At 71.4% G+C, this 19,286-nt stretch carries 16 protein-coding genes; 9 read left to right on the forward strand and 7 right to left on the reverse strand.

The window, feature by feature from the left end:
* Nucleotides 1-85: 85 nt before the first annotated feature.
* Nucleotides 86-2,185, forward strand: coding sequence for a hypothetical protein (locus ACFVQ0_RS11140; protein WP_390086698.1), 2,100 nt, complete (start codon nt 86-88; stop codon nt 2,183-2,185).
* A 67-nt stretch (nt 2,186-2,252) separates the two neighbouring features.
* On the opposite strand, the gene ACFVQ0_RS11145 is transcribed toward ACFVQ0_RS11140, so the two are convergent.
* Entirely contained in the window at nt 2,253-2,645 is a 393-nt protein-coding gene (locus tag ACFVQ0_RS11145; protein ID WP_390086700.1) for a hypothetical protein, read from the reverse strand.
* Between the two features lie 104 nt (nt 2,646-2,749).
* Entirely contained in the window at nt 2,750-3,961 is a 1,212-nt protein-coding gene (locus tag ACFVQ0_RS11150; protein WP_390086702.1) for a pyridoxal phosphate-dependent aminotransferase, read from the reverse strand.
* A 615-nt stretch (nt 3,962-4,576) separates the two neighbouring features.
* Here ACFVQ0_RS11150 and ACFVQ0_RS11155 point away from each other — a divergent pair.
* On the forward strand, nt 4,577-5,470 hold the full coding sequence (locus tag ACFVQ0_RS11155; RefSeq protein ID WP_390086704.1) for a serine protease: 894 nt from the start codon (nt 4,577-4,579) through the stop codon (nt 5,468-5,470).
* A 102-nt stretch (nt 5,471-5,572) separates the two neighbouring features.
* Here ACFVQ0_RS11155 and ACFVQ0_RS11160 read toward each other — a convergent pair whose 3' ends face one another.
* Nucleotides 5,573-6,418: a DUF1206 domain-containing protein gene (locus tag ACFVQ0_RS11160; RefSeq protein ID WP_390086705.1), complete on the reverse strand. Its 846-nt coding sequence runs from the start codon at nt 6,416-6,418 to the stop codon at nt 5,573-5,575.
* Between the two features lie 120 nt (nt 6,419-6,538).
* Here ACFVQ0_RS11160 and ACFVQ0_RS11165 point away from each other — a divergent pair, with 120 nt between their 5' ends.
* Nucleotides 6,539-6,706: a DUF5670 family protein gene (locus ACFVQ0_RS11165; protein ID WP_024494983.1), complete on the forward strand. Its 168-nt coding sequence runs from the start codon at nt 6,539-6,541 to the stop codon at nt 6,704-6,706.
* Between the two features lie 10 nt (nt 6,707-6,716).
* Here the strand turns inward: ACFVQ0_RS11165 and ACFVQ0_RS11170 are convergent, their stop codons facing one another.
* Complete coding sequence (locus tag ACFVQ0_RS11170) at nt 6,717-7,547, reverse strand: TetR/AcrR family transcriptional regulator (RefSeq protein WP_390086706.1); 831 nt, start codon at nt 7,545-7,547, stop codon at nt 6,717-6,719.
* 91 nt (nt 7,548-7,638) lie between these two features.
* Between ACFVQ0_RS11170 and ACFVQ0_RS11175 the strand changes: the two genes are divergently transcribed.
* Nucleotides 7,639-8,481 carry a siderophore-interacting protein gene (locus ACFVQ0_RS11175; RefSeq protein ID WP_390087763.1) on the forward strand — a complete coding sequence of 281 codons (843 nt, stop codon included), beginning with the start codon at nt 7,639-7,641 and terminating at the stop codon, nt 8,479-8,481.
* On the opposite strand, the gene ACFVQ0_RS11180 is transcribed toward ACFVQ0_RS11175, so the two are convergent.
* Together ACFVQ0_RS11180 and ACFVQ0_RS11185 are read right to left on the reverse strand one after the other, a co-directional pair.
* Nucleotides 8,478-10,088 carry an amidohydrolase family protein gene (locus ACFVQ0_RS11180; RefSeq protein ID WP_390086707.1) on the reverse strand — a complete coding sequence of 537 codons (1,611 nt, stop codon included), beginning with the start codon at nt 10,086-10,088 and terminating at the stop codon, nt 8,478-8,480. The genes ACFVQ0_RS11175 and ACFVQ0_RS11180 overlap by 4 nt on opposite strands.
* 138 nt (nt 10,089-10,226) lie before the next feature.
* Nucleotides 10,227-11,561, reverse strand: coding sequence for an amino acid deaminase (locus ACFVQ0_RS11185; RefSeq protein WP_390086709.1), 1,335 nt, complete (start codon nt 11,559-11,561; stop codon nt 10,227-10,229).
* Nucleotides 11,562-11,721: 160 nt separating this feature from the next.
* Between ACFVQ0_RS11185 and ACFVQ0_RS11190 the strand changes: the two genes are divergently transcribed.
* The 5 genes from ACFVQ0_RS11190 to ACFVQ0_RS11210 all read left to right on the forward strand — a co-directional run bounded on the left by ACFVQ0_RS11190 (nt 11,722) and on the right by ACFVQ0_RS11210 (nt 17,435).
* Nucleotides 11,722-12,762, forward strand: coding sequence for a sugar kinase (locus ACFVQ0_RS11190; RefSeq protein ID WP_390086711.1), 1,041 nt, complete (start codon nt 11,722-11,724; stop codon nt 12,760-12,762).
* Nucleotides 12,759-13,517 (forward strand): IclR family transcriptional regulator, encoded by a 759-nt coding sequence (locus ACFVQ0_RS11195; protein ID WP_390086713.1) that lies wholly within the window; start codon nt 12,759-12,761, stop codon nt 13,515-13,517. The genes ACFVQ0_RS11190 and ACFVQ0_RS11195 overlap by 4 nt, the downstream gene beginning before the upstream one ends.
* Before the next feature lie 6 nt (nt 13,518-13,523).
* Entirely contained in the window at nt 13,524-13,934 is a 411-nt protein-coding gene (locus tag ACFVQ0_RS11200; RefSeq protein ID WP_390086715.1) for a RidA family protein, read from the forward strand.
* 125 nt (nt 13,935-14,059) lie between these two features.
* Nucleotides 14,060-15,535 (forward strand): GntP family permease, encoded by a 1,476-nt coding sequence (locus ACFVQ0_RS11205; protein WP_390086717.1) that lies wholly within the window; start codon nt 14,060-14,062, stop codon nt 15,533-15,535.
* 370 nt (nt 15,536-15,905) lie between these two features.
* Nucleotides 15,906-17,435: an ABC transporter substrate-binding protein gene (locus ACFVQ0_RS11210; protein WP_390086719.1), complete on the forward strand. Its 1,530-nt coding sequence runs from the start codon at nt 15,906-15,908 to the stop codon at nt 17,433-17,435.
* Nucleotides 17,436-17,516: 81 nt separating this feature from the next.
* Here the strand turns inward: ACFVQ0_RS11210 and ACFVQ0_RS11215 are convergent, their stop codons facing one another.
* Nucleotides 17,517-19,127: a family 20 glycosylhydrolase gene (locus tag ACFVQ0_RS11215; protein WP_390086721.1), complete on the reverse strand. Its 1,611-nt coding sequence runs from the start codon at nt 19,125-19,127 to the stop codon at nt 17,517-17,519.
* Nucleotides 19,128-19,286: the final 159 nt, after the last annotated feature.

A 19,286-nucleotide genomic window follows, 5' to 3' on the forward strand; every position in this document is an offset into this window, starting at 1 on the left:
CGGGCCGCCGCCGTTCGGCCCCAGGTGCGGCGTGTCGGCCCGCAGGGCGGTGGGGTATTTATGTGGTCTTCATATGGTTCCTGCCATGCGTAGATACACACGGTTGCTCCAAGTTCCGGCCGTGGCGGCGACGGCGTGCGCGGGAACCGCGCTGGGACTGCTGCTGACCGCCACCCCCGGACTCGCAGACCCCGCGCCCGGACCCTCGACGCGGGTGGGCGAGTCGGTCCTGCTCGACGAACCGTTCACCGGCACCTCGGTGTCCGACCCCGGCTTCGTCCCGCTGGAGAACGCCTGTCTGACCGGCGCCTCCGCGGAGCCGCCCGCCGACGAGTCCCAGGTCGGACCGTGCGACGACCCCGCCACCCAGACGACCCCGCCCGTGCCCACCCCCGGCGAGACCCCGGGCTGGCTCCAGCTCACGGACCACGACTACTACCGGGTCGGCGGGATGCTCTACAACCGCCCGCTGCCCGGCAACGGCGGCCTCGACGTCACCTTCGAGCAGTACCAGTACGGCACCAACGACTCGGGCGCCGACGGCATCGGCTTCTTCCTGGTGGACGGGTCGGTGAACCTGACGGAGGCGGGAGCGGACGGCGGCTCGCTCGGCTACGCACAGCGCAACCTGGACCCGGGAGTCAACGGCGGCTACCTCGGCGTCGGTCTCGACGCCTACGGCAACTTCGCCAACGACGCGGAGCTGCGCGGCAACGGCTGCCCCGACTCCCAGAAGTCCCCGGTCACCAGCGAACTCCCGGTGACCGACACCGTCACCCTGCGGGGTCCGGGGCAGGGCGACTACGGGTACTGCTACCTCGACTCCACCATCACGCCGGACGGCACCCAGCCCTCCGGCTTCGTCTCCACACTGCCCGGCAGCCTCCGCCACCAGGGCACGGACCCGCTGCCCGCCAAGCGCACCGTCCACATCACGGTCAGCCCGGACACCCGGCCGACCGTGGCCGTCGAGATCGACTTCAACGACGGCGCGGGCTTCCAGCCCGTGCTGTCCACGCAGATGACGGCCGACGCGCCGCCCACGTACAAGTTCGGCTTCTCCGGATCCACCGGAGGCGGCATCGACACCCACCTGATCCGCGGGCTCCAGGCGAAGTCCGTCACCACGCTCGACCAGCTGAACCTGGTCAAGACGGTCGCACCCCCGGACAACGCCGCGACCGAGCCGTTCGAGGTCGGTGACACGGTGCACTATCAGTTCCTGGTGACGAACACCGGCACCTCGGTGCTCAACGACGTCCAGGTCGACGATCCGTCCGTGACCGACGTGGTCTGCCCCCGCGACACCCTCGGCCCGATGGGTTCCAGCACCTCGTCCATGGTCTGCGAGGGGACGCACGTCCTGACGGAGGCCGATGTCGTCGACGACACCTTCACCAACACGGCGACGGCCCAGGGCACCCACGACGAGAACGACGTGACGTCGAACGAGTCCTCCGCCTCCGTGCCGGTCAAGAAGATGGAGCAGGTGCTGGAGCTCTCCAAGAGCGCCACGCCGACCAGCGCGGAGCCGGGCGACACCGTGACCTACACGGTGACGGCGGCCAACCGGGGCGAGACCACCCTGAGCCCCGCCCACCTCACCGACGACCTGTCCGGGGTCCTCGACGACGCGGCGGTCACAGCGGGTCCCACCGCGACCACCGGCACCGCGACGATCACCGGCAACACCCTCGACTGGTCCGGCGAACTGGCCCCCGGCGCCACCGCGACGATCACCTACACGGTCACCGTCGACGATCCGGACACGGGTGACGCGGTCCTGGGCAACGCGGTCACTTCGGACACGCCCGGCGCGCGGTGCGCGACGGAAGGGGCGACCGAGCTGCCCTGCACGGTTGAGGTCCCGGTGACGATCCCGAGCCCGAGCCCCAGCCCGACGGACTCCCCGAGCCCCAGCCCGACCGGGTCCCCTGGCCCCAGCCCGAGCGATACCTCGACCCCCGGCCCGCACCCCACGCATTCGCACGGGCCGAGCTGGAGTCCGGGCCCGCACCCCACGCACGACCGCCCGTCTGGGCACCACCCGTCCCACATGAATCCCGGCGGTCACGGTGATCTCGCCGACACCGGAAGCACCACGGTGGGCATCGGCATCGCTGCCGTACTGCTGCTGCTGGCCGGTCTCGCCACGGTCCGGTTCCGGACCCGGAGCAAGCACTGACGCACTGCGTCGTGAGTAATGGGTGGCACCCGGTCCACGCGCCTCTACGGCACGTGGACCGGGGCCGTCAGAGGGCGCCGACCAGGTGCGCCGGGTCGGCGGAGAGCGCCGCGGTGTGGGCGTCCATGCGCTCGGCCGAGAGGATCGCGACGGCCGTGTCGGCGCGGGACGCCGCCACCACCAGGGTGCGGCCGGCGAGGGCGTGGGCGCGGCGGTGCAGGGCCGGGGCGGGGGTTTCGCTCAGACCGGCGTGCCGGGCGGGCGGTGTGCCGCGCAACCGGGCGACCTGTTCGGCGATGCGGTCGCCCGCCTCGCCGAGCCCCAGTTCGTCGGTGACCGCGAGGAGTGCGGCCAGGTGTCCGGCGAGCTGGATGTCCAGCTCTTCCTCGCGGGTGCGGTGCGGGAAGTCGGCATGGTCGGCCGGTGTGTGGACCGATTTGGTGCGGATCGGTTCGTACATGGATGGCCTCCTGGTGTTGCTGTGGATCCATCCTAGCTTGGATTCAGTCTAAAGTTGTCCGGATTCGCGATCGGATGGTGCGCACTCTCACCCGCACCCGTCGTCTACACCTGGCTGTACCCGTCCAGGAAGTGGGCGATCCGGCCGATCGCGTCCGTCAGGTCCTCGGTCGAGGGCAGGGTCACGACCCGGAAGTGATCGGTCTCCGGCCAGTTGAACCCCGTCCCCTGCACCACCATGATCTTCTCGGCCCGCAGCAGGTCGAGGACCATCTGCCGGTCGTCCTTGATCTTGTACACCTTGGGATCGAGCCTCGGGAAGAGGTACAGCGCACCCTTCGGCTTCACACACGTGACGCCCGGGATCTGCGTGAGCAGGTCGTACGCCACGTCCCGCTGCTCCAGGATGCGGCCGCCCGGCAGCACCAGGTCGTTGATCGACTGCCGCCCGCCGAGCGCGGTGGCCACCGCGTGCTGCGAGGGCATGTTGGCGCAGAGCCGCATGTTGGCCAGGATCGTCAGACCCTCGATGTACGAGGTGGCGTGCGCCTTGGGGCCGCAGACCGCCATCCAGCCGGATCGGTAGCCGGCCACCCGGTAGTTCTTCGACAGCCCGTTGAAGGTGAGGACCATCAGGTCGGGTGCGATGGCCGCGGTCGGGGTGTGGGTCGCTCCGTCGTACAGGATCCGGTCGTAGATCTCGTCGGAGCAGACGACCAGGTTGTGGCGGCGGGCGATCTCCGTCAGCCCGCGCAGCATCTCGTCGTCGTACACCGCGCCCGTCGGGTTGTTCGGGTTGATGATCACCATGGCCTTGGTGCGGTCGGTGATCTTCCGCTCGATGTCGGCGAGGTCCGGCATCCAGTCCGACTGCTCGTCGCACCGGTAGTGCACGGCCGTGCCGCCGGCCAGCGAGACCGACGCCGTCCACAGCGGGTAGTCCGGAGCCGGGACCAGCACCTCGTCGCCGTCGTCGAGCAGCGCCTGCATCGACATCTGGATCAGCTCGGAGACGCCGTTGCCCAGGTAGACGTCCTCGACGTCGAGGTCGATCCCCTTGGTCTGGTAGTGCTGCATCACCGCCCGCCGCGCGGACAGCAGCCCCTTCGCGTCGCCGTAGCCGTGCGCCCCGGAGAGGTTGCGCAGGATGTCCTCAAGGATCTCCGGCGGGCACTCGAAGCCGAACGCGGCGGGGTTGCCGGTGTTCAGCTTGAGGATGCGATGGCCTGCCGCTTCCAGCCGCATCGCCTCCTCCAGCACGGGGCCCCGGATTTCGTAACAGACGTTGGCGAGCTTCGTGGACTGGATGACCTGCATGTCTGCGAGCTTACGACTGTGTTTCGCGGGGTGCCCGGCCTTTCCCCGCAGGTTGACCCAGCCGGGTCGCCCCGTCCGCCCGGCCCGGCTTCCATCCCATGTGCCCACCGCCCGCGAACCGTGGGAACGCTGGGCGCGGACGGGGGCCGGGCTTGGAAAGGCGTGGGGCCGGGGCGTGACGGAGCAGGGCGGGTGAGATGCGCCACGGAGGCTTCACCGCGGGGTGCGCCTGGTCCTTGGTGCGGGGTTCCGTCCTCAATCGCCGGACGGGCTTGTTTGTGCGGGTGCTCCGTGGGGCGCCTGCCGTGCGTCTGCGACAGCAGGTGTGCCGGTGTGCAGACGCGACTGATGCCGGGGTGGGGACGTGCGGGGGCGTCCCCGCAGGGAATGGCGTACGACCCGGGTCCCTCTCGGTCCCGGGTGAACACGCCATTTCCGAGGAGTCTCCCCGGAGGGGCACCGCCCCCACCCACCGGGCAGGCGCACCCCGCACTTGGCGGAGCGCCCCCTTGTGCGACCCCTCTCGATACGCAAACATGCGCATGTCAAAACCGGAAGAACTTCGGTCGCAGAGGCCCCACACGCTCTGCGCAGGTCACTTGAGGGGACCCCCACATGAAAAAGCCTCTCGTCGGTGCGCTCTTCGCCGTGCTGCTCCTCGGAGCCGGCACGGCGCCCGCGACCGCGGCCACAAGCCACGACGCGACAGCACCCAGCACGGTCAAGGCGGCAGCGTCATCGAGTCACACGGCGGTCCGGGCGAAGGCCAGGGCCAAGGCGGTCGGCTTCGCCGGAACCGTGGCGCTCAGCAACTGTTCGGGATCGGTCGTCCGTACGCCCGGCTCCCAGTCGGGCGATCCCGCGCTCGTGCTCTCCAACGGGCACTGCATGGAGTCCGGATTCCCCGGGCCCGGTGAGGTCGTGAAGGATCAGCCGTCCACCCGCAGCTTCACCCTGCTGAACGCCTCCGGCGGCAACCTCGGCACGGTGCGGGCGAGCAAGATCGCGTACGGAACGATGACGGACACCGACATATCGGTGTACCAACTCACCTCCACGTACGCCCAGATCGAGAGCAAGTACGGCATCAAGGCGCTGGAGCTCGACACCGCGCACCCGGTGCAGGGCAAGGCGATCACCGTGGCGTCCGGGTACTGGAAGCGCACGTACAGCTGCAACGTCGACGGGTTCGTCTACCGCCTCAAGGAGGGCGAGTGGACCTGGAAGGACTCGGTCCGCTACACCTCCGCCTGCCAGACCATCGGCGGCACGTCCGGCTCCCCGGTGATCGACAACGCCACCGGCAAGGTCGTCGCCGTCAACAACACCGGTAACGAGGACGGGCAGGAGTGCACGGACAACAATCCGTGCGAGGTCGACGAGAACGGCCAGGTGACGGTCCGCGAGGGCATCAACTACGCCCAGGAGACGTACGGCATCGTGCCGTGCATCGGGGCAGGCAACAAGTTCAACCTGAACGCGGCGGGTTGTGAGCTGCCGAAGCCGTAACGGCCCGGACACGACGAACCGCCCGGCCTGAGACGGCCGGGCGGTCTCGTGGACCGGGTGGGGCGGGGTGGGCGGCAGCTGACACTCCGCCCCACCCGTGCATCAGATCTTGCGCCAGCGGGCGTTGGCGAAGGAGAAGAGGCCGAAGGCCGCCAGGCCGACGGCGATCAGAGCCAGCAGCCACGGCCCGGCCGGTGTCGAGGCGAAGGAGCGCAGGGTGTCGTCCATGCCCTTGGCCTCGCTGGAGCGGGCCTTCAGCGCGGCGGACACGGCGAATCCGCCGGCGACTCCGAAGACGATCCCTCGCGAGAGGCCACCGAAGATTCCGACCACGTCGACCCCGCGCCGCTGCACCCGCGACATGGCTTCCATCCGCAGATGCTTGTGGAACTTGCGCATCACGGCCCGGCCCGCGATCCACAGGCCCACGCCGACTACGACGATACCGGCAATGCCCACGATCCAGCGGCCGCCCGGCAGGTCCAGTACCTTCGCCGTCACGTCCTGGGACTTCGAGTCACTGGAACCGCTGCCACTGCTCTTGCTGCCCGCGGCGAAGGACAGGATCGAGTAGGCGACGAAGCCGTAGAACACGGCCCGGCCCGCCGATATGAGCCGCTTGGAGGCCTTGTCCCCGTCCTCCCCGGGGGCCCCGAACAGCGCCTCGGACAGCCGCCACAGGGCCATGCCCACCACGGCTATCCCGAGCACCCACAGCAGGACCGAGCCGAAGGGCTTCTGGGCTATCTCCGAGAGGGCGCCGCCCCGGTCGGCCTGCTTCTTGCTGCCCCCGCCGTTGAAGGCGATCCGCAGCGCGAGGAAACCGACCAGGAAATAGATCACTCCGCGAGCGATGAACCCCGCGCGTCCGCCCACCTCGACCGCTTTGCTGTCGCCGGCCTGGCGAGCCTTCCCTTTGCCTCTTTGTGCTGCCGCAGATGTATTCATGCCCTCCGGTTGCCCGGGAGAGCGATCGGGAAACGATTCCGCCGCGGCCAGGAAGGAGTTCGGGTGCCGGGGTGTGGAACGTCGGCCCCTGGGCACCCGGCTTTCCGGAGGTTGATAGAGATGGTCCCCCTGCTGGTCGTTCTTCTGATCGTTCTGTTGCTGTTCGGTGCCGGGTTCGCGCTCAATCTGCTCTGGTGGATCGCCGGCATCCTGCTGGTGCTGTGGCTGCTGGGATTTCTCCTGCGGTCGGGTTCCGGCACCAGTCGCGGCCGTTGGTACCGCTGGTGAACCGAGGCGGTCAGGGCGTGTCCGTGCGCCCTGCCTGCCGGGCTCGCCGGACGGCGGTTTCGACGCCGTCCAGCAGGACGTCCAGTCCCGCGTCGAAGGTCTCCCGCGCCTCTCGCTCCGGATACGGCACCGCCTCGTCCCCGGCCGGTTCCGGCCGCGCCGACTCCCGCTCCATCCGGCTCAGTTCCGGGTAGCGGTCCGCGAAGTCCGGGACCAGCTCCAGGAGCGCCGCCGAGCGGGCGTACCACCACTCCTCGTCCGCCCGCCCCGTCGCCGACGCCGCCTCGCGCGCGTCGGCGACGGTCCGCGCGGCGCCCCGCACGAAGTGGAACAGCGTCCCGACCAGGCGCCGCAGCACCCCGGCGTCGAGCCCGGTGCCGTAGAGGAGGCGCACGAGCGCGTCCAGTCCGGCGTACTCGTGCGGGCCGAGCACCGGACGGGCCTGGGAGACCTGGAGGACCCAGGGGTGGCGCAGGTAGAACGCGAGCGTGTCCCGCGCCCAGTCCGTCAGATCCGTACGCCAGTCGCCCGATCCGGCACGGCCCGCGGGGAGTTCCGCGTGTACCGCGTCGTACATCAGGTCCAGCAGCTCGCTCTTGCCGGGGACGTAGGTGTAGAGCGCCATCGCCGTGCGCCCGAGCCGCTCGCCCACCGCCCGCATCGACAGCGCGGCCATGCCGTCCTCGTCCGCCACGGCGATCGCGGCGGTCACGATCGCGTCGACCGTCAGCCCCGGCCTGGGCCCCGGACCGGCTGCCGCACCCTCCTCGCGCGGTGCGGCCGAGCGCCACAGCAGCGACATCGACCGACGGGCATCGCCCCGCCCGGCATAGACCACCACTTGCGACTCCTTACGCCGTAAAGTAACTTCGGAACGGTAATTCCTTATGGCGTAAAGTATCAAAGCACCGGTGAGAGGCTGGTTTCGCGTGGTGGTGCAGGGGTTGGCTGTGTCGTACGTGCGGGTCGAGAGTGTCGAGCGGATCAGCCCGAGGATGCTGCGGATCAGCTTCTCCGGGGACGCGCTGGCGTCACTCATGGAGGACCGGCCCGATCAGCAGATGAAGCTCTGCTTCCCGAGGCCGGGGCAGCGCGTGCCCCGGCTGCCCGAGCCGGACGCCGAGGACACCTACGGCATGCGCTGGTACGAGGCGTACCTCGCGATCCCCGAACCGGAGCGGCCGCTCATGCGGAGCTTCACCGTCCGCTCGTACCACCCCGGTTCCGGCCTGATGGCCGTCGACTTCGTGCTCCACGGCGACGACGGACCCGCCACCCGCTGGGCCCGCACCGCCGGGCCGGGGGACGTGGCCGGCATGGTCGGCCCGTCCTCCGCGTACGCCAGGCCGCTGCCCCGGGCCGGGCACCTGCTGCTGGCCGGTGACGAGTCGGCGCTCCCGGCCATCGGGACGATCCTCGAAGCCCTGCCGGCCGGGGCGCGGGCGACGGTCTGCGCCGAGGTGGCCGACGCGGCCGAGGAGCAGCGGTTCGACAGCGCGGCCGAGGTGACGGTGCGCTGGGTGCACCGGGACCGGGGCGGATCGCTGCTGGACGCGGTCCGGTCCGCCGCACTGCCTGACGGCGATACGGCCGGCTGGCTCGCGGGCGAGGCCGGTACGGTCCGGGCGCTGCGCCGCCATCTGGTGGAGGAGCGCGGACTGCCCAAATCCGCCGTCGAGTTCAGCGGTTACTGGCGGCGGGCGCTCACCCAGGACGACGCGCCCACGGAGGAGGACCTCGCGTGGGCGGCGGAACGGGCGGCGGAGACTCCCTAGACGGAGCGCACGGAGCGCCCGGCCAGGGTCTGGGTCCGCTTGCCGTCCTCGATGACGAAGCGGCCGTCGATCAGTACGTGCGGGATACCGAACGGCAGGGTGCGCGGCTCCTCGAACGTGGAGCCCGCCGCCACCGTCGACGGGTCGAAGAGGACCAGGTCCGCCCGGTAGCCCTCGCGCACCAGCCCGCGGTCGGCCAGCCGCAGCCGGGCCGCCGGACGGGAAGTGAGGTGGGCGACGCACTCCTCCAGACCGAGGATGCCCAGCTCCCGGGTGTACCGGCCGAGGTACTGCGGGAAGGTGCCGTAGGCGCGCGGGTGCGGCTTGTCGCCCTGGAGGATGCCGTCGCTGCCACCGGTGTGGACCCGGTGGCGCATGATCTGCCGGACGTTCTCCTCGTGGCCCACGTGCTGGAGGATCGTCGTGCCGAGCCGGTCCTCCTGGAGCACCCGCCGCGCGGTCACCCAGGGCTCCTCGCCGCGCAGCCGGGCGGACTCGGCCACCGTACGGCCGACGTAGGAGTCGAGGCCGGGCACGCTGACGCCGGAGATCTCGATGCGGTCCCACTCGATCGGTACGCCGTGGCAGCCGTCCGCCCCGACGACCTCCATGTCGTGGCGGATCCGCGCCGCCGTCGCTTCGTCGGCCAGCCGGGCGAGGATCGATCCGGGCCCGCCCTCGCTCGCCCAGCTCGGCAGCATGGCGACCAGGGTCGTGCAGCCCGGGGTGTACGGGTAGGTGTCGAGGGAGATGTCGGCGCCCGCGTCCAGGGCCCGGTCGAGGAGGGTGAGCAGCTCCGGCGCCTTCCCCTCGTTCACACCGAAGTTCATGGTGGCGTGGGCGAGGTGCAGGGCGCAGCCCGCAGTGCGGGTGAGCCGCACCATCTCCTCGTACGCGCCCAGCGCGCCCGCCCCGTAGGAGCGGTGGTGGGGGCAGTAGTAGCCGCCGTGCTCGGCCACCACCCGGCAGAGCTCGGTGAGTTCGGCGTCGTCCGCGTACATGCCCGGGGTGTAGGTGAGTCCGGAGGACATGCCGACGGCGCCCTCGCGCATGGACTGGGCGACGAGCTCCCTCATCCGGGTCAGCTCGGCCTCCGTGGCGGGGCGGTCGTCCCAGCCGACCGCGTACATCCGGACGGTGCCCTGCGGGATGAGGTAGGCGGCGTTGACGGCGATGCCCTGCCCGTCGAAGTTGCGGTCGAGCCGGTCCAGGTACTCGCCGACGGTGCGCCAGTCGAAGTCGATGTCGCTGCCGTCGCCGTTCCAGCCGGTGATGGAGCGGCGGACCTCCGCCAGGGTGCGGTCGTCCACCGGGGCGTACGACAGCCCGTCCTGGCCGAGGACTTCGAGGGTGACGCCCTGTGCGGCCTTCGCGCTGTGGTCGGGGTCGCGGAGCAGCGCGAGGTCGCTGTGGGCGTGCATGTCGATGAAGCCCGGGGAGAGGGCGAGCCCGTCGGCGTCCAGGGTCCGGGCGGCGGACGGGCGGGGGCCGGGGGCGCGCTCCGGGTGGATCTCCGCGATCCGGCCGTCGCGGACGGCGACATCGGCGCGGTAGGAGGGGGCGGAGGTGCCGTCGATGACGCGCGCGTCGCGGATGACCAGGTCCATGGGGGTGCCTTTCGATACCCGGCCGAGCCGGTGGGGCTGCGTATTCAGCCTCGCCGGCGTTTGAGGCGCGGGGCCCGGGGCGGAGCCCCGGTTACGGGAAGGGGCGGGGTGGGGTGGGGTGGGGCACCCCGCAGGGGATCAGAAGAACGTGCGGATGTAGTCCGTGACCGTGCCGTCCGCCGCGACCAGCGGAATCAGCTGCCACTTGTCGAAGCTCGTGCAGGGGTGCGAGAGCCCCATCCCCACCCAGTCCCCGACCTCCAGCTCGGCCCCGTCCGCCGTCCGCACCCAGGCGTGCTGGTCGGACAGTCCGGTGATCTCGATCCCCGACGCCTCGCGGACCGAGCCGTCCCGCCCGGACCGCACGACCTGCGCCACGGGCAGGTCGAGGTCGTAGGCCGCGTCCCGCTTGCCCGCGTTGAGGAACGCCTGCCCGGGGGAGGGGCGGGAGACGACCTGCGCCCAGAGCCGGAAGGCGGGCTCCAGGGCGCCTTCCTCCGGCACCCGGTTGAAAGGGGTCAGATGGCGGTAGTGGCCGTCGTCGTGCGAGACGTACGCCCCCGAGCGGAGCAACTTGAGTACGGGGGAGGACAGTTCCGGGATCTCCGCGAACACGTCCGCCACCGCGTCGAACCACGCGCTGCCGCCCGCGCTGATCACGATCGGCTCACCGGCCTCCAGCGCGGCGAACCGTCCCCGCGCGTCGAACTCCGCGGCCAGCGCGACGAGTCGGCGCAGCCAGTCCCGTACCCGCTCACCGGAGGCCTGCGGCACCTCGCCCTCGTAACCGGCGACGCCCACCAGGCGCAGGCTCCCGGCCTCGCCGACCGCGTCCGCGACCTCGGCGCAGTCGGCCTCGGTACGGGCCCCCGTGCGGGCGCCCTCGCCGGCGCCGAGCTCCACGACGACGTCGACCGGGCGGGAGGCACCGGCCGCGCGCAGGGCCTCGTCCATCAGCTCGACGCCGCGCACCGAGTCGACGTAGCAGACGAACCGGAACCCGGGGTCGGCGTCCAGCTCGCCCGCGAGCCACCGCAGCGCGGCGGCGTCGACGAGCTCGTTGGCGAGGAAGATCCGCTGGATCCCGTAGGCCCGGTAGACCCGCGCCTGGTGCGGCACCGCCGCGGTGATGCCCCACGCGCCGTACTCCAGCTGGCGGGCGAACAGCTGCGGGGACATCGACGTCTTGCCGTGCGGGGCGAACGCGAGGCCGTGGCGCTCGGCGTACGTCTCCAGCAGGGCGAGGTTGTGCTCGACGGACTCGGCCGACAGGGCGAGCACCGGAGTGGTGAACCCGCCGGTGAAGAGGGAGCGCCGCTCGGCGGCCAGCGCCGCCACGGTCAGCCCCTGCGCGTCGGGCGGGAGCGCCTTGAACCGGTGGTCGACCCGCTCGTCGGCGAGTCCGGCGAGTCCGGTCAGCCCGGCCGGACCGGTCAGCCCGGCCACGGGACGGTCGGCAGCCTCGGCAGCCATGGGGTGCCTCCTCGATCGAAGTAGGTCGTCATCGTCGTACTGTTACGTTGCAGCATATGCAACACCCATTGCGCATATCGCTCAGGGCTGTCTAACATCCGAGCCGACGCCCGGTCAATGGTGAGAACCGGTGCCGCCCGCAGACCAAGAGGAGCCCCGAGTGTCCGGAACCCCGGCCAGGACCGCCGCCGACGCAGCGACCACGGATGTCGTCTGCCTCGGCGAGTCCATGGTGACGTTCCTGCCCTCGCAGCCGGGGCGCCTCGCCGACGTGCCGTCCTTCGGCCGGGGCATCGGCGGCGCCGAGTCCAACGTCGCCTGCGCGCTCGCCAGGGCCGGACACCGGGCGGCCTGGGTGAGCCGGGTCGGGGCGGACGGCTTCGGTGACCACCTCGTCGACACGATCGCCGGCTACGGCGTCGACACCTCCGCCGTCCGGCGCGACCCCGACCGGCCCACGGGCATCTACTTCCGCACGGCGACGGACCGCGCGGCCGACGTCCACGAGGTGGCGTACTACCGGGCCGGCTCCGCCGCCTCCGCGATGTCCCCCGCCAACGTGCCGCACGAGGCGCTGTTCGCCGGCCGGGTCCTGCACCTGTCCGGCATCACCGCCGCGCTCTCCGCCGACTGTCTGACGCTGCTGCGCGAGCTGACCGCCCCGCGCCCCGGCCGCCCGCTCGTCTCCTTCGACGTCAACCACCGGCCCGGACTGTGGCGGGGCGGCGACGCCTCCCCCCGGGTCCTGCTGGAGCTGGCCCGCGGCGCGGACCTGGTCTTCGTCGGGGAGGACGAGGCGGAGGAGGCCTGGGGGATCGTGGGCGCGGAGGCGATCCGCGCGGCGCTCCCGGAACCGGCGGTCCTGGTCGTGAAGCGGGGCGCCGAGGGGGCGACGGTCATCGCCGGCGACACCGTCACAGAGGTGCCCGCGCTGCGCGTCGACGTCGTCGCGCCCGTCGGAGCCGGCGACGCCTTCGCGGCCGGATTCCTCTCCGCCACCCTGCGCGGACTGCCCGTCCGCGACCGGGCCCGGCACGGCCACCTGATGGCCGCCGCCGCCCTCACCGTCCCCGGCGACCTCACCGACCCGCCCGCCCGCGACCGGGCCGACCGCCTGGTGGCCCTCGACGACACCGCCTGGGGGAGACTGCGTCTCGGCCCCGGCTGGACGGGGGACGACCAGGAGGTACGTACGACATGAGCCAGACCGTCGACCGGGCGCTGAGCATCCTGCCGCTGCTCGCGCAGGGACCCGCCGACCTCGGGCAGGTGGCCGAGCGGCTCGACGTCCACAAGTCCACCGCGCTGCGGCTCCTGCGCACCCTCCACGAGCACGGACTCGTCTACCGCCAGCAGGACCAGCGCTACCGGCTCGGCGCACGGCTCTTCGCGCTCGCCCAGGAGGCCGTCGAGAACCTCGACGTCCGGGAGATCGCCCACCCGCACCTCGCCGAACTCAACGAGAGCTGCGGACACACCGTCCACCTCGCGGTGTACGAGGAGAACGAGGTCCTCTACATCGACAAGGTCGAGAGCCGCTACCCGGTCCGGATGTACTCCCGGATCGGCAAACCCGTCGCGATCACCGTCGCCGCCGTGGCCAAGCTGCTCCTCGCCGATCTGTCCGAGCCGGAACGGCGCGCCGTCGCCGAGAAGCTCGACTACCCCATGTACACGTCCCGTTCGACCCCCGGCGCCGCCGCGTTCCTCAAGGAGCTCGCCGCCGTACGCGAACAGGGCTGGGCCACCGACCTCGGCGGCCACGAGGAGTCCATCAACTGCGTCGGCGCCCCCATCCGTGGCGCCGACGGGCGCGTCGTCGCCGCCATGTCGGTCTCCGCGCCGAACGTGGTCGTCACGGCGGAGGAACTCCTCACCCTGCTCCCGCTGGTGCGGCGCACCGCCGACACCATCAGCCGGGAGTACTCCGGCACCACCCGACCCAAGAGAGCCTGATCAGCGATGACCGACAAGACCCCCCTCACCCCGAGCACCCACACCGCCCCGCCCGCGAAGTTCTCGCACGGGGTACGCAAGGGGAACATCCTCCAGGTCGCCGGCCAGGTCGGCTTCCTGCCCGCCGTGGAGGGCCAGGCCCCGACCCCGGCCGGTCCCACCCTGCGCGAGCAGACCCTCCAGACCTTCGCCAACGTCAAGGCGATCCTGGAGGAGGGCGGCGCGAGCTGGGACGACGTGATGATGATGCGCGTCTACCTCACGGACGTCGACCACTTCGCCGAGATGAACGAGATCTACAACGCCTACTTCGGCGAGCAGAACCTCAAGGCCGCCCCCGCCGCCCGTACGACGGTCTACGTCGGTCTGCCCAAGGGCCTGCTCATCGAGATCGACGCCCTCGCGGTCCTCGGCTGATCCTGATCCCCTTGCTGCACCCGCACCACCGCACCACCACGCACGGCACGGCGCCCCGCCCCACCGGGGCGCCCTGTCGCGCTCCCCCCTACCCACAAGCCCCATGGACGACAACGGAGTTACCCATGCAGCTCGCCGCCAGCCCCCCACCGGTCGAGACGCCACCCCACACCGGTGGACTCCTCCTCCTCATAGACGGGACGGCCGGTCTCCTGACCGTCGCCGTCCTCGGGATCGCGCTCCTCCTCTTCCTGATCATCAAGGTCAGGCTCCAGCCGTTCGTCGCACTCCTCGCCGTCTCCATAGCCGTCGGCCTGGGCGCCGGACTCTCCGTCACCGAGCTCTTCGGTACGGTGCAGAGCTCCGCCGCCGTCTCCATCATCGAATCCGGCATGGGCGGCATCCTCGGCCACGTCGCGATCATCATCGGCCTCGGCACGATGCTCGGCGCGATCCTCGAAGTCTCCGGTGGAGCAGAGGTGCTGAGTGCCCGTCTGCTGAACCTCTTCGGTGAGAAGCGCGCCCCGCTCGCCATGGGCCTGACCGGTCTGATCTTCGGTATCCCGGTCTTCTTCGACGTCGGCATCTTCGTCCTCGCGCCGATCGTGTACGCCGCCGCGAAGCGGTCCGGCAAGTCGATCCTGCTGTACTCGATGCCGCTGCTGGCGGGTCTGTCCATGACCCACGCGTTCCTGCCGCCGCACCCCGGACCGGTCGCCGCAGCGGGCCTCTTCCACGTCTCCCTCGGCTGGGTCATCCTGATGGGCGCCCTCGTCGGCATCCCGTCCGTACTGGCCGCCTGGGGCTACGCCGCCTGGATCGGGAAGCGGATCTTCGTCGACGTCCCGCAGGACATGGTCGAGGCCGCGGAGGAGGCCAAGGCCGCCGTCGTCGCCGAACAGCGCGCCGCCGGGGTCACCCCGCAGGAGGCCCCGGTCGCGCTCTCCACCGTGCTCGGGATCATCGGCACCCCACTGCTGCTGATCCTCGCCGCGACGTTCTCCTCCATCGCGCTGGACCCCTCGACCCTCCGCTCCGTCATCGAGTTCTTCGGCCACCCGTTCGTCGCCCTGACGATCGCGCTGCTGCTCGCGTACTACCTGCTCGGCATCCGGCGCGGCTGGTCCCGCAAGTCCCTGGAATCGGTGTCGACCTCCTCCCTCAAGCCGGTCGGCAACATCCTGCTGGTCGTCGGCGCGGGCGGGATCTTCGGCGCCGTGCTCAAGAACAGCGGCATCGCCGACGCGCTCGCGGACACCTTCAACGACGTCGGCCTGCCGGTCATCCTGCTGGCCTGGCTGATCTCCGCGGTGCTGCGCATCGCGCAGGGGTCCGCGACCGTCGCCATCGTCACCACGGCGGGCATCGTCGTCCCGCTCGTCGAGGGCCAGGGCATGTCGCAGCCGCATCTGGCGCTGATCATCATGGCGATCTCGGCCGGTTCGATCATCGCCTCGCACGTGAACGACGGCGGCTTCTGGATGGTGTCGAAGTACTTCGGCATCTCGGAGCGCGACACCCTGAAGTCCTGGACGGTGCTGGAGACGGTCCTGTCCGTCACCGGCTTCGTGGTCGCGGCGCTGCTCAGTCTGGTGATCTAGGGCGTGTTCTGAAAGTCCCGTCTGCCCGGCGGCGCCTGGCACGCACGCTCGCGGCGGACGACGCTACTTTCAAAACGCGCCCTAGAACCTTTCGCAGGAACCGCCCCGGAGGGCGGTCCTCCACCGCGCGGGCCCGGCCGGGCTGACCGGCCGGGCCCGCGCGGCTTTTTCGCTGCCGCGGCGGCGACACCCCGTGCCTGGGCGCTGCCGATTCCGCCCCGACTTCTCCGGCCGGTCCATTGACGCCCAGAAACCGATCACATTATGGTTTTCGAAGTCGAAGAGTCCGTCGGCCGGACGTGCTGTCCGGCTGCCCTGACGTTCCCGCCGGGCGACATCGCTGCCCGGCCCTCCAGACAGTGAGTACAAGATGAGGATTTCCACCCGGGCCGGGGCGTGGGCGGCCTGTGCCGCCGCGGCATCCCTGGTGCTGACGGGCTGTGGGGGCGGCGACGTGGCGAAGGGCGGTGCCTCGGAGCTCGACATCGCCACCCTGACGTCCGCGCAGAGTCTGGACCCGGCCGATGCGATCGGCAGCGCACTGCCCTACTTCCAGGCGGTGTACGACACCCTGCTCAAGCGGGACCCGGACGGTACGTTCAAGCCGATGCTCGCCACCGAGTGGACCTACGACAAGAGCCGCACGCGGCTGGCGCTCACCCTGCGCGAGGGCGTCGAGTTCAGCGACGGCAACGCCTTCGACGGCGAGGCGGTCAAGGCGAACCTGGAGCACTTCCAGAAGGGCGGTGGCGGCGCGGCCAAGAATCTCGCCGCCCTCAAGTCCGTCACGGTCCAGGACGCCACGCATGTGACGCTCCAGCTCTCGGCTCCCGACCCGGCGATGTTCTTCTACCTCAGCGACGCCGCCGGCCTGATGGCGAGCCCGGCGAAGCTCGCGGACGGATCGCTCAGGACGACGCCCGTCGGCACCGGCCCGTACACCCTCGACAAGGCCAGGACCGCGATCGGCGACAAGTACGTATTCGCTCGCAAGGGCGGCTACTGGGGCGACGAGCTGCCGTACAAGACCCTCACCATCAGCGTCTTCGACAACGAGACCGCCGTCGTCAACGGCCTCAGGACCGGCCAGATCGACAGCGCCGTCCTCCAGGACGCCAACCAGCAGACCTCCGTCGCGTCCGACCGGAGCCTCACCAGGATCGAGCACTCCTTCGACTTCCAGGGCCTGCTGCTCTTCGACCGAGGTGGCGCGCTGACCCCGGCGCTGCGCAAGCCGCAGGTGCGGCAGGCGCTGAACTACGCCCTGGACCGCACGACGATGCTCGACAAGCTGCGCCAGGGGCGCGGTGCGGCGACCGACCAGATCTTCGGCACCGGGACGAAGGCGTACGACAAGAGCCTGGACACCTTCTACGCGCACGACCCGGCGAAGGCGAAGCAGCTGCTGGCCGAGGCCGGTTACGCCAAGGGGTTCACGCTGAAGCTGCCGAGGGTCACCGCCATCGTCAACGACGCGCTCGCCGCCTCGGTCCAGACGGACCTGAAGGCCGTCGGCGTCAAGGTCGTCTGGGAGCAGCTCGACGGGGGCAGCGCCCTCCAGAAGATCTACAAGGACCGGGCCTACTCCGCCATGGTCATGAACATCGGGCAGCCCTCGACCGACTGGATCACCATCCAGGACCTGGTGGCCCCCGGCACGTTCAACCTGTTCGGCTCCACCGACGCGACGGTCAAGAAGCTGCTGCCGCAGGTCCAGGCGGGCGGCGCCGGGGCCGACGGAGCGGCGCGCGCCCTGAACAGGCACCTGGTCGAGGAGGGGTGGTTCGTGCCCTTCTACCGCTCGACGTTCCTGGTGGTGTCCAGCAAGGACGTGAAGGTCCGCACGCAGTCCGGGATGGCTGTGCCGTCGATCTACAACTACACGCCCGCCGCGTCCTGACACCGGCGTCGCGCACGGCATGACGGAAGGCGCCCTCCCCGCTCCGGGAGGGCGCCTTCCGTCATGCCGTGCGCGGGTGGATCACTCCCAGGGGACGTCCAGGGCGTCGAAGTGGGCCAGTCCCCGCTCCCGCCACACGCGCGCGTGCCGGGCGAGGCGGTGGCGGTACTCCTCCCACGCGGCGGCCCGCCCCGACCAGGCGGCTTCCGCGACCGAGCCCAGGCGCGGCAGGAGCAGCGTGGTCAGGTCGTCGAGGCCGGTCAGGGTCTCCCCGAACACCGTCGCCTCCACGCCCGCGATCCGGTCGTCCGGGATGCCGTGCGAGGCGGGGTCCCAGGAGGCCGTGTGGCGCACGCTGCGGGGGCGGTACGTGGGGAAGCCGAGGCGCTCCGCGTCCTGGGCCCGGTGCGGGGGAGTCACCTCGGCCGAGTAGCGCCGGTCGAGGTAGAGGTGCGACTGCGGGGACAGCAGTACGCGCCCGCCGCCCGCCAGGATCCGTTCGGTGTCGTCGTCGGACGGGGCGAAGAACGAGGTGAGGGCCGAGGCGAACTCCATGGTCATGCCCGCCGCGAGCAGGTCCGGCCGGGCGGCGAGCTCCTCGGGGGTGCCGGGCAGGTCCATCATCGGGACGTCGACCCAGAACTGGGCGAGATCCTCGGGCCCGATCCCCGCCCGTGAGGCCTCCTGCCAGGACACCGGGCGCTTGCCGGACTTCCGGGCGAGTGCGCGCAGTTCGCGTACGCCCGCGACGAAGCACGCGTCGGTGATGCCGACCGCCTCGTCACCGCCGATGTGGACGAAGGGGCCGGTGGTCAGGGCGCAGACGTCGGCGAACACGGCGGACACCGCCGCGTGGGTGTCCGGGTCGGTCAGGTCCAGCGGCGGTACGAAGGGGAAGCCGCGGGCCGACTCGGGCGCGGGCGCCGGCGGGAGGCCGGGCAGGGCCGCGCGCAGGGCGGCGCAGTGCCCCGGCAGGTCGATCTCCGGCACGAGGGTGATGTGGCGCTGGGCCGCGTAGGCCTGGAGGTCCCGGTACTCGTCCGCGGTGTAGAACAGCCGCTGCCCGTCCGCGTCCGTCTGCCCCCGCGTCAGGGCCGGGACCGAGGGCAGCTCCAGGCGCCAGCCCTCGTTGTCGGTGAGGTGCAGATGGAGCACGTTGAGCTTGTAGAGGGCGGCGAGGTCGATGATGCCGCGCACCTCTGCGGGGGTGAGGAAGCAGCGGGCCGGGTCGATCAGGAGGCCGCGCCAGGCGTAGCGCGGTGCGTCGGTGAGCTCCTGGGCGTCGATCGTCCCGCCGGGCGGCGCGGTCGCGATCAGCTGGACGGCGGTGGTGGCCGCGCGGAAGACGCCCTGCGGGGTGCGGGCGCGGCAGGTGATGCCCCGCGCCCCGACCGTCAGGGCGTAGGCCTCGTCGGCGGGTTCGGTGCCGCCCGCAGGGTCCGTGCCGAGGGTCAGGACCGGCGGTACGGACGTTCCGTCGAGCAGGAGGAGGATCTCGCTCCCGTGCGCGGCCGACGCGTCCTCGGTGAGCGGGCGTGCGCCGAGATGGGGTTCCAGCAGGGCGCGGACCGTCTCGGCGACCCCGGTCAGGCGGTCGTCGTCGGCGCGGACGCGCCATGGTCCGGCCACCGCGAGCGCGGGGGCGCCGTCCGGGGTGGCCCGTGCGGCGGGGCGGGGGATGACGGCGTTCATGGATTCCTCCACCGGCCGGTCCGGGAGCCCGGGGCCCGGACGCCGGTTCGTCAGGTGCGGCGCTTCGGTGCCGCCGGGTTCCCGGGCCGGGTCCGGGCTTCGCGGGTGACCCGGCGCCTCTTCCTCCCGGACCGGCGCCGCCTGTACGCTAACATGAAA

This window comes from Streptomyces sp. NPDC057900 (assembly GCF_042887885.1).
Classification (GTDB): Bacteria; Actinomycetota; Actinomycetes; order Streptomycetales; family Streptomycetaceae; genus Streptomyces.

What these genes read in the sequence shown, in the direction of transcription:
- ACFVQ0_RS11140 (WP_390086698.1), top strand. Translation starts at nt 86, where the DNA reads ATGCGTAGATACACACGGTTGCTCCAAGTTCCGGCCGTGGCGGCGACG.
- ACFVQ0_RS11145 (WP_390086700.1), bottom strand. Translation starts at nt 2,645, where the DNA reads ATGTACGAACCGATCCGCACCAAATCGGTCCACACACCGGCCGACCAT.
- ACFVQ0_RS11150 (WP_390086702.1), bottom strand. Translation starts at nt 3,961, where the DNA reads ATGCAGGTCATCCAGTCCACGAAGCTCGCCAACGTCTGTTACGAAATC.
- ACFVQ0_RS11155 (WP_390086704.1), top strand. Translation starts at nt 4,577, where the DNA reads ATGAAAAAGCCTCTCGTCGGTGCGCTCTTCGCCGTGCTGCTCCTCGGA.
- ACFVQ0_RS11160 (WP_390086705.1), bottom strand. Translation starts at nt 6,418, where the DNA reads ATGAATACATCTGCGGCAGCACAAAGAGGCAAAGGGAAGGCTCGCCAG.
- ACFVQ0_RS11165 (WP_024494983.1), top strand. Translation starts at nt 6,539, where the DNA reads ATGGTCCCCCTGCTGGTCGTTCTTCTGATCGTTCTGTTGCTGTTCGGT.
- ACFVQ0_RS11180 (WP_390086707.1), bottom strand. Translation starts at nt 10,088, where the DNA reads ATGGACCTGGTCATCCGCGACGCGCGCGTCATCGACGGCACCTCCGCC.
- ACFVQ0_RS11185 (WP_390086709.1), bottom strand. Translation starts at nt 11,561, where the DNA reads ATGGCTGCCGAGGCTGCCGACCGTCCCGTGGCCGGGCTGACCGGTCCG.
- ACFVQ0_RS11195 (WP_390086713.1), top strand. Translation starts at nt 12,759, where the DNA reads ATGAGCCAGACCGTCGACCGGGCGCTGAGCATCCTGCCGCTGCTCGCG.
- ACFVQ0_RS11200 (WP_390086715.1), top strand. Translation starts at nt 13,524, where the DNA reads ATGACCGACAAGACCCCCCTCACCCCGAGCACCCACACCGCCCCGCCC.
- ACFVQ0_RS11205 (WP_390086717.1), top strand. Translation starts at nt 14,060, where the DNA reads ATGCAGCTCGCCGCCAGCCCCCCACCGGTCGAGACGCCACCCCACACC.
- ACFVQ0_RS11210 (WP_390086719.1), top strand. Translation starts at nt 15,906, where the DNA reads ATGAGGATTTCCACCCGGGCCGGGGCGTGGGCGGCCTGTGCCGCCGCG.
- ACFVQ0_RS11215 (WP_390086721.1), bottom strand. Translation starts at nt 19,127, where the DNA reads ATGAACGCCGTCATCCCCCGCCCCGCCGCACGGGCCACCCCGGACGGC.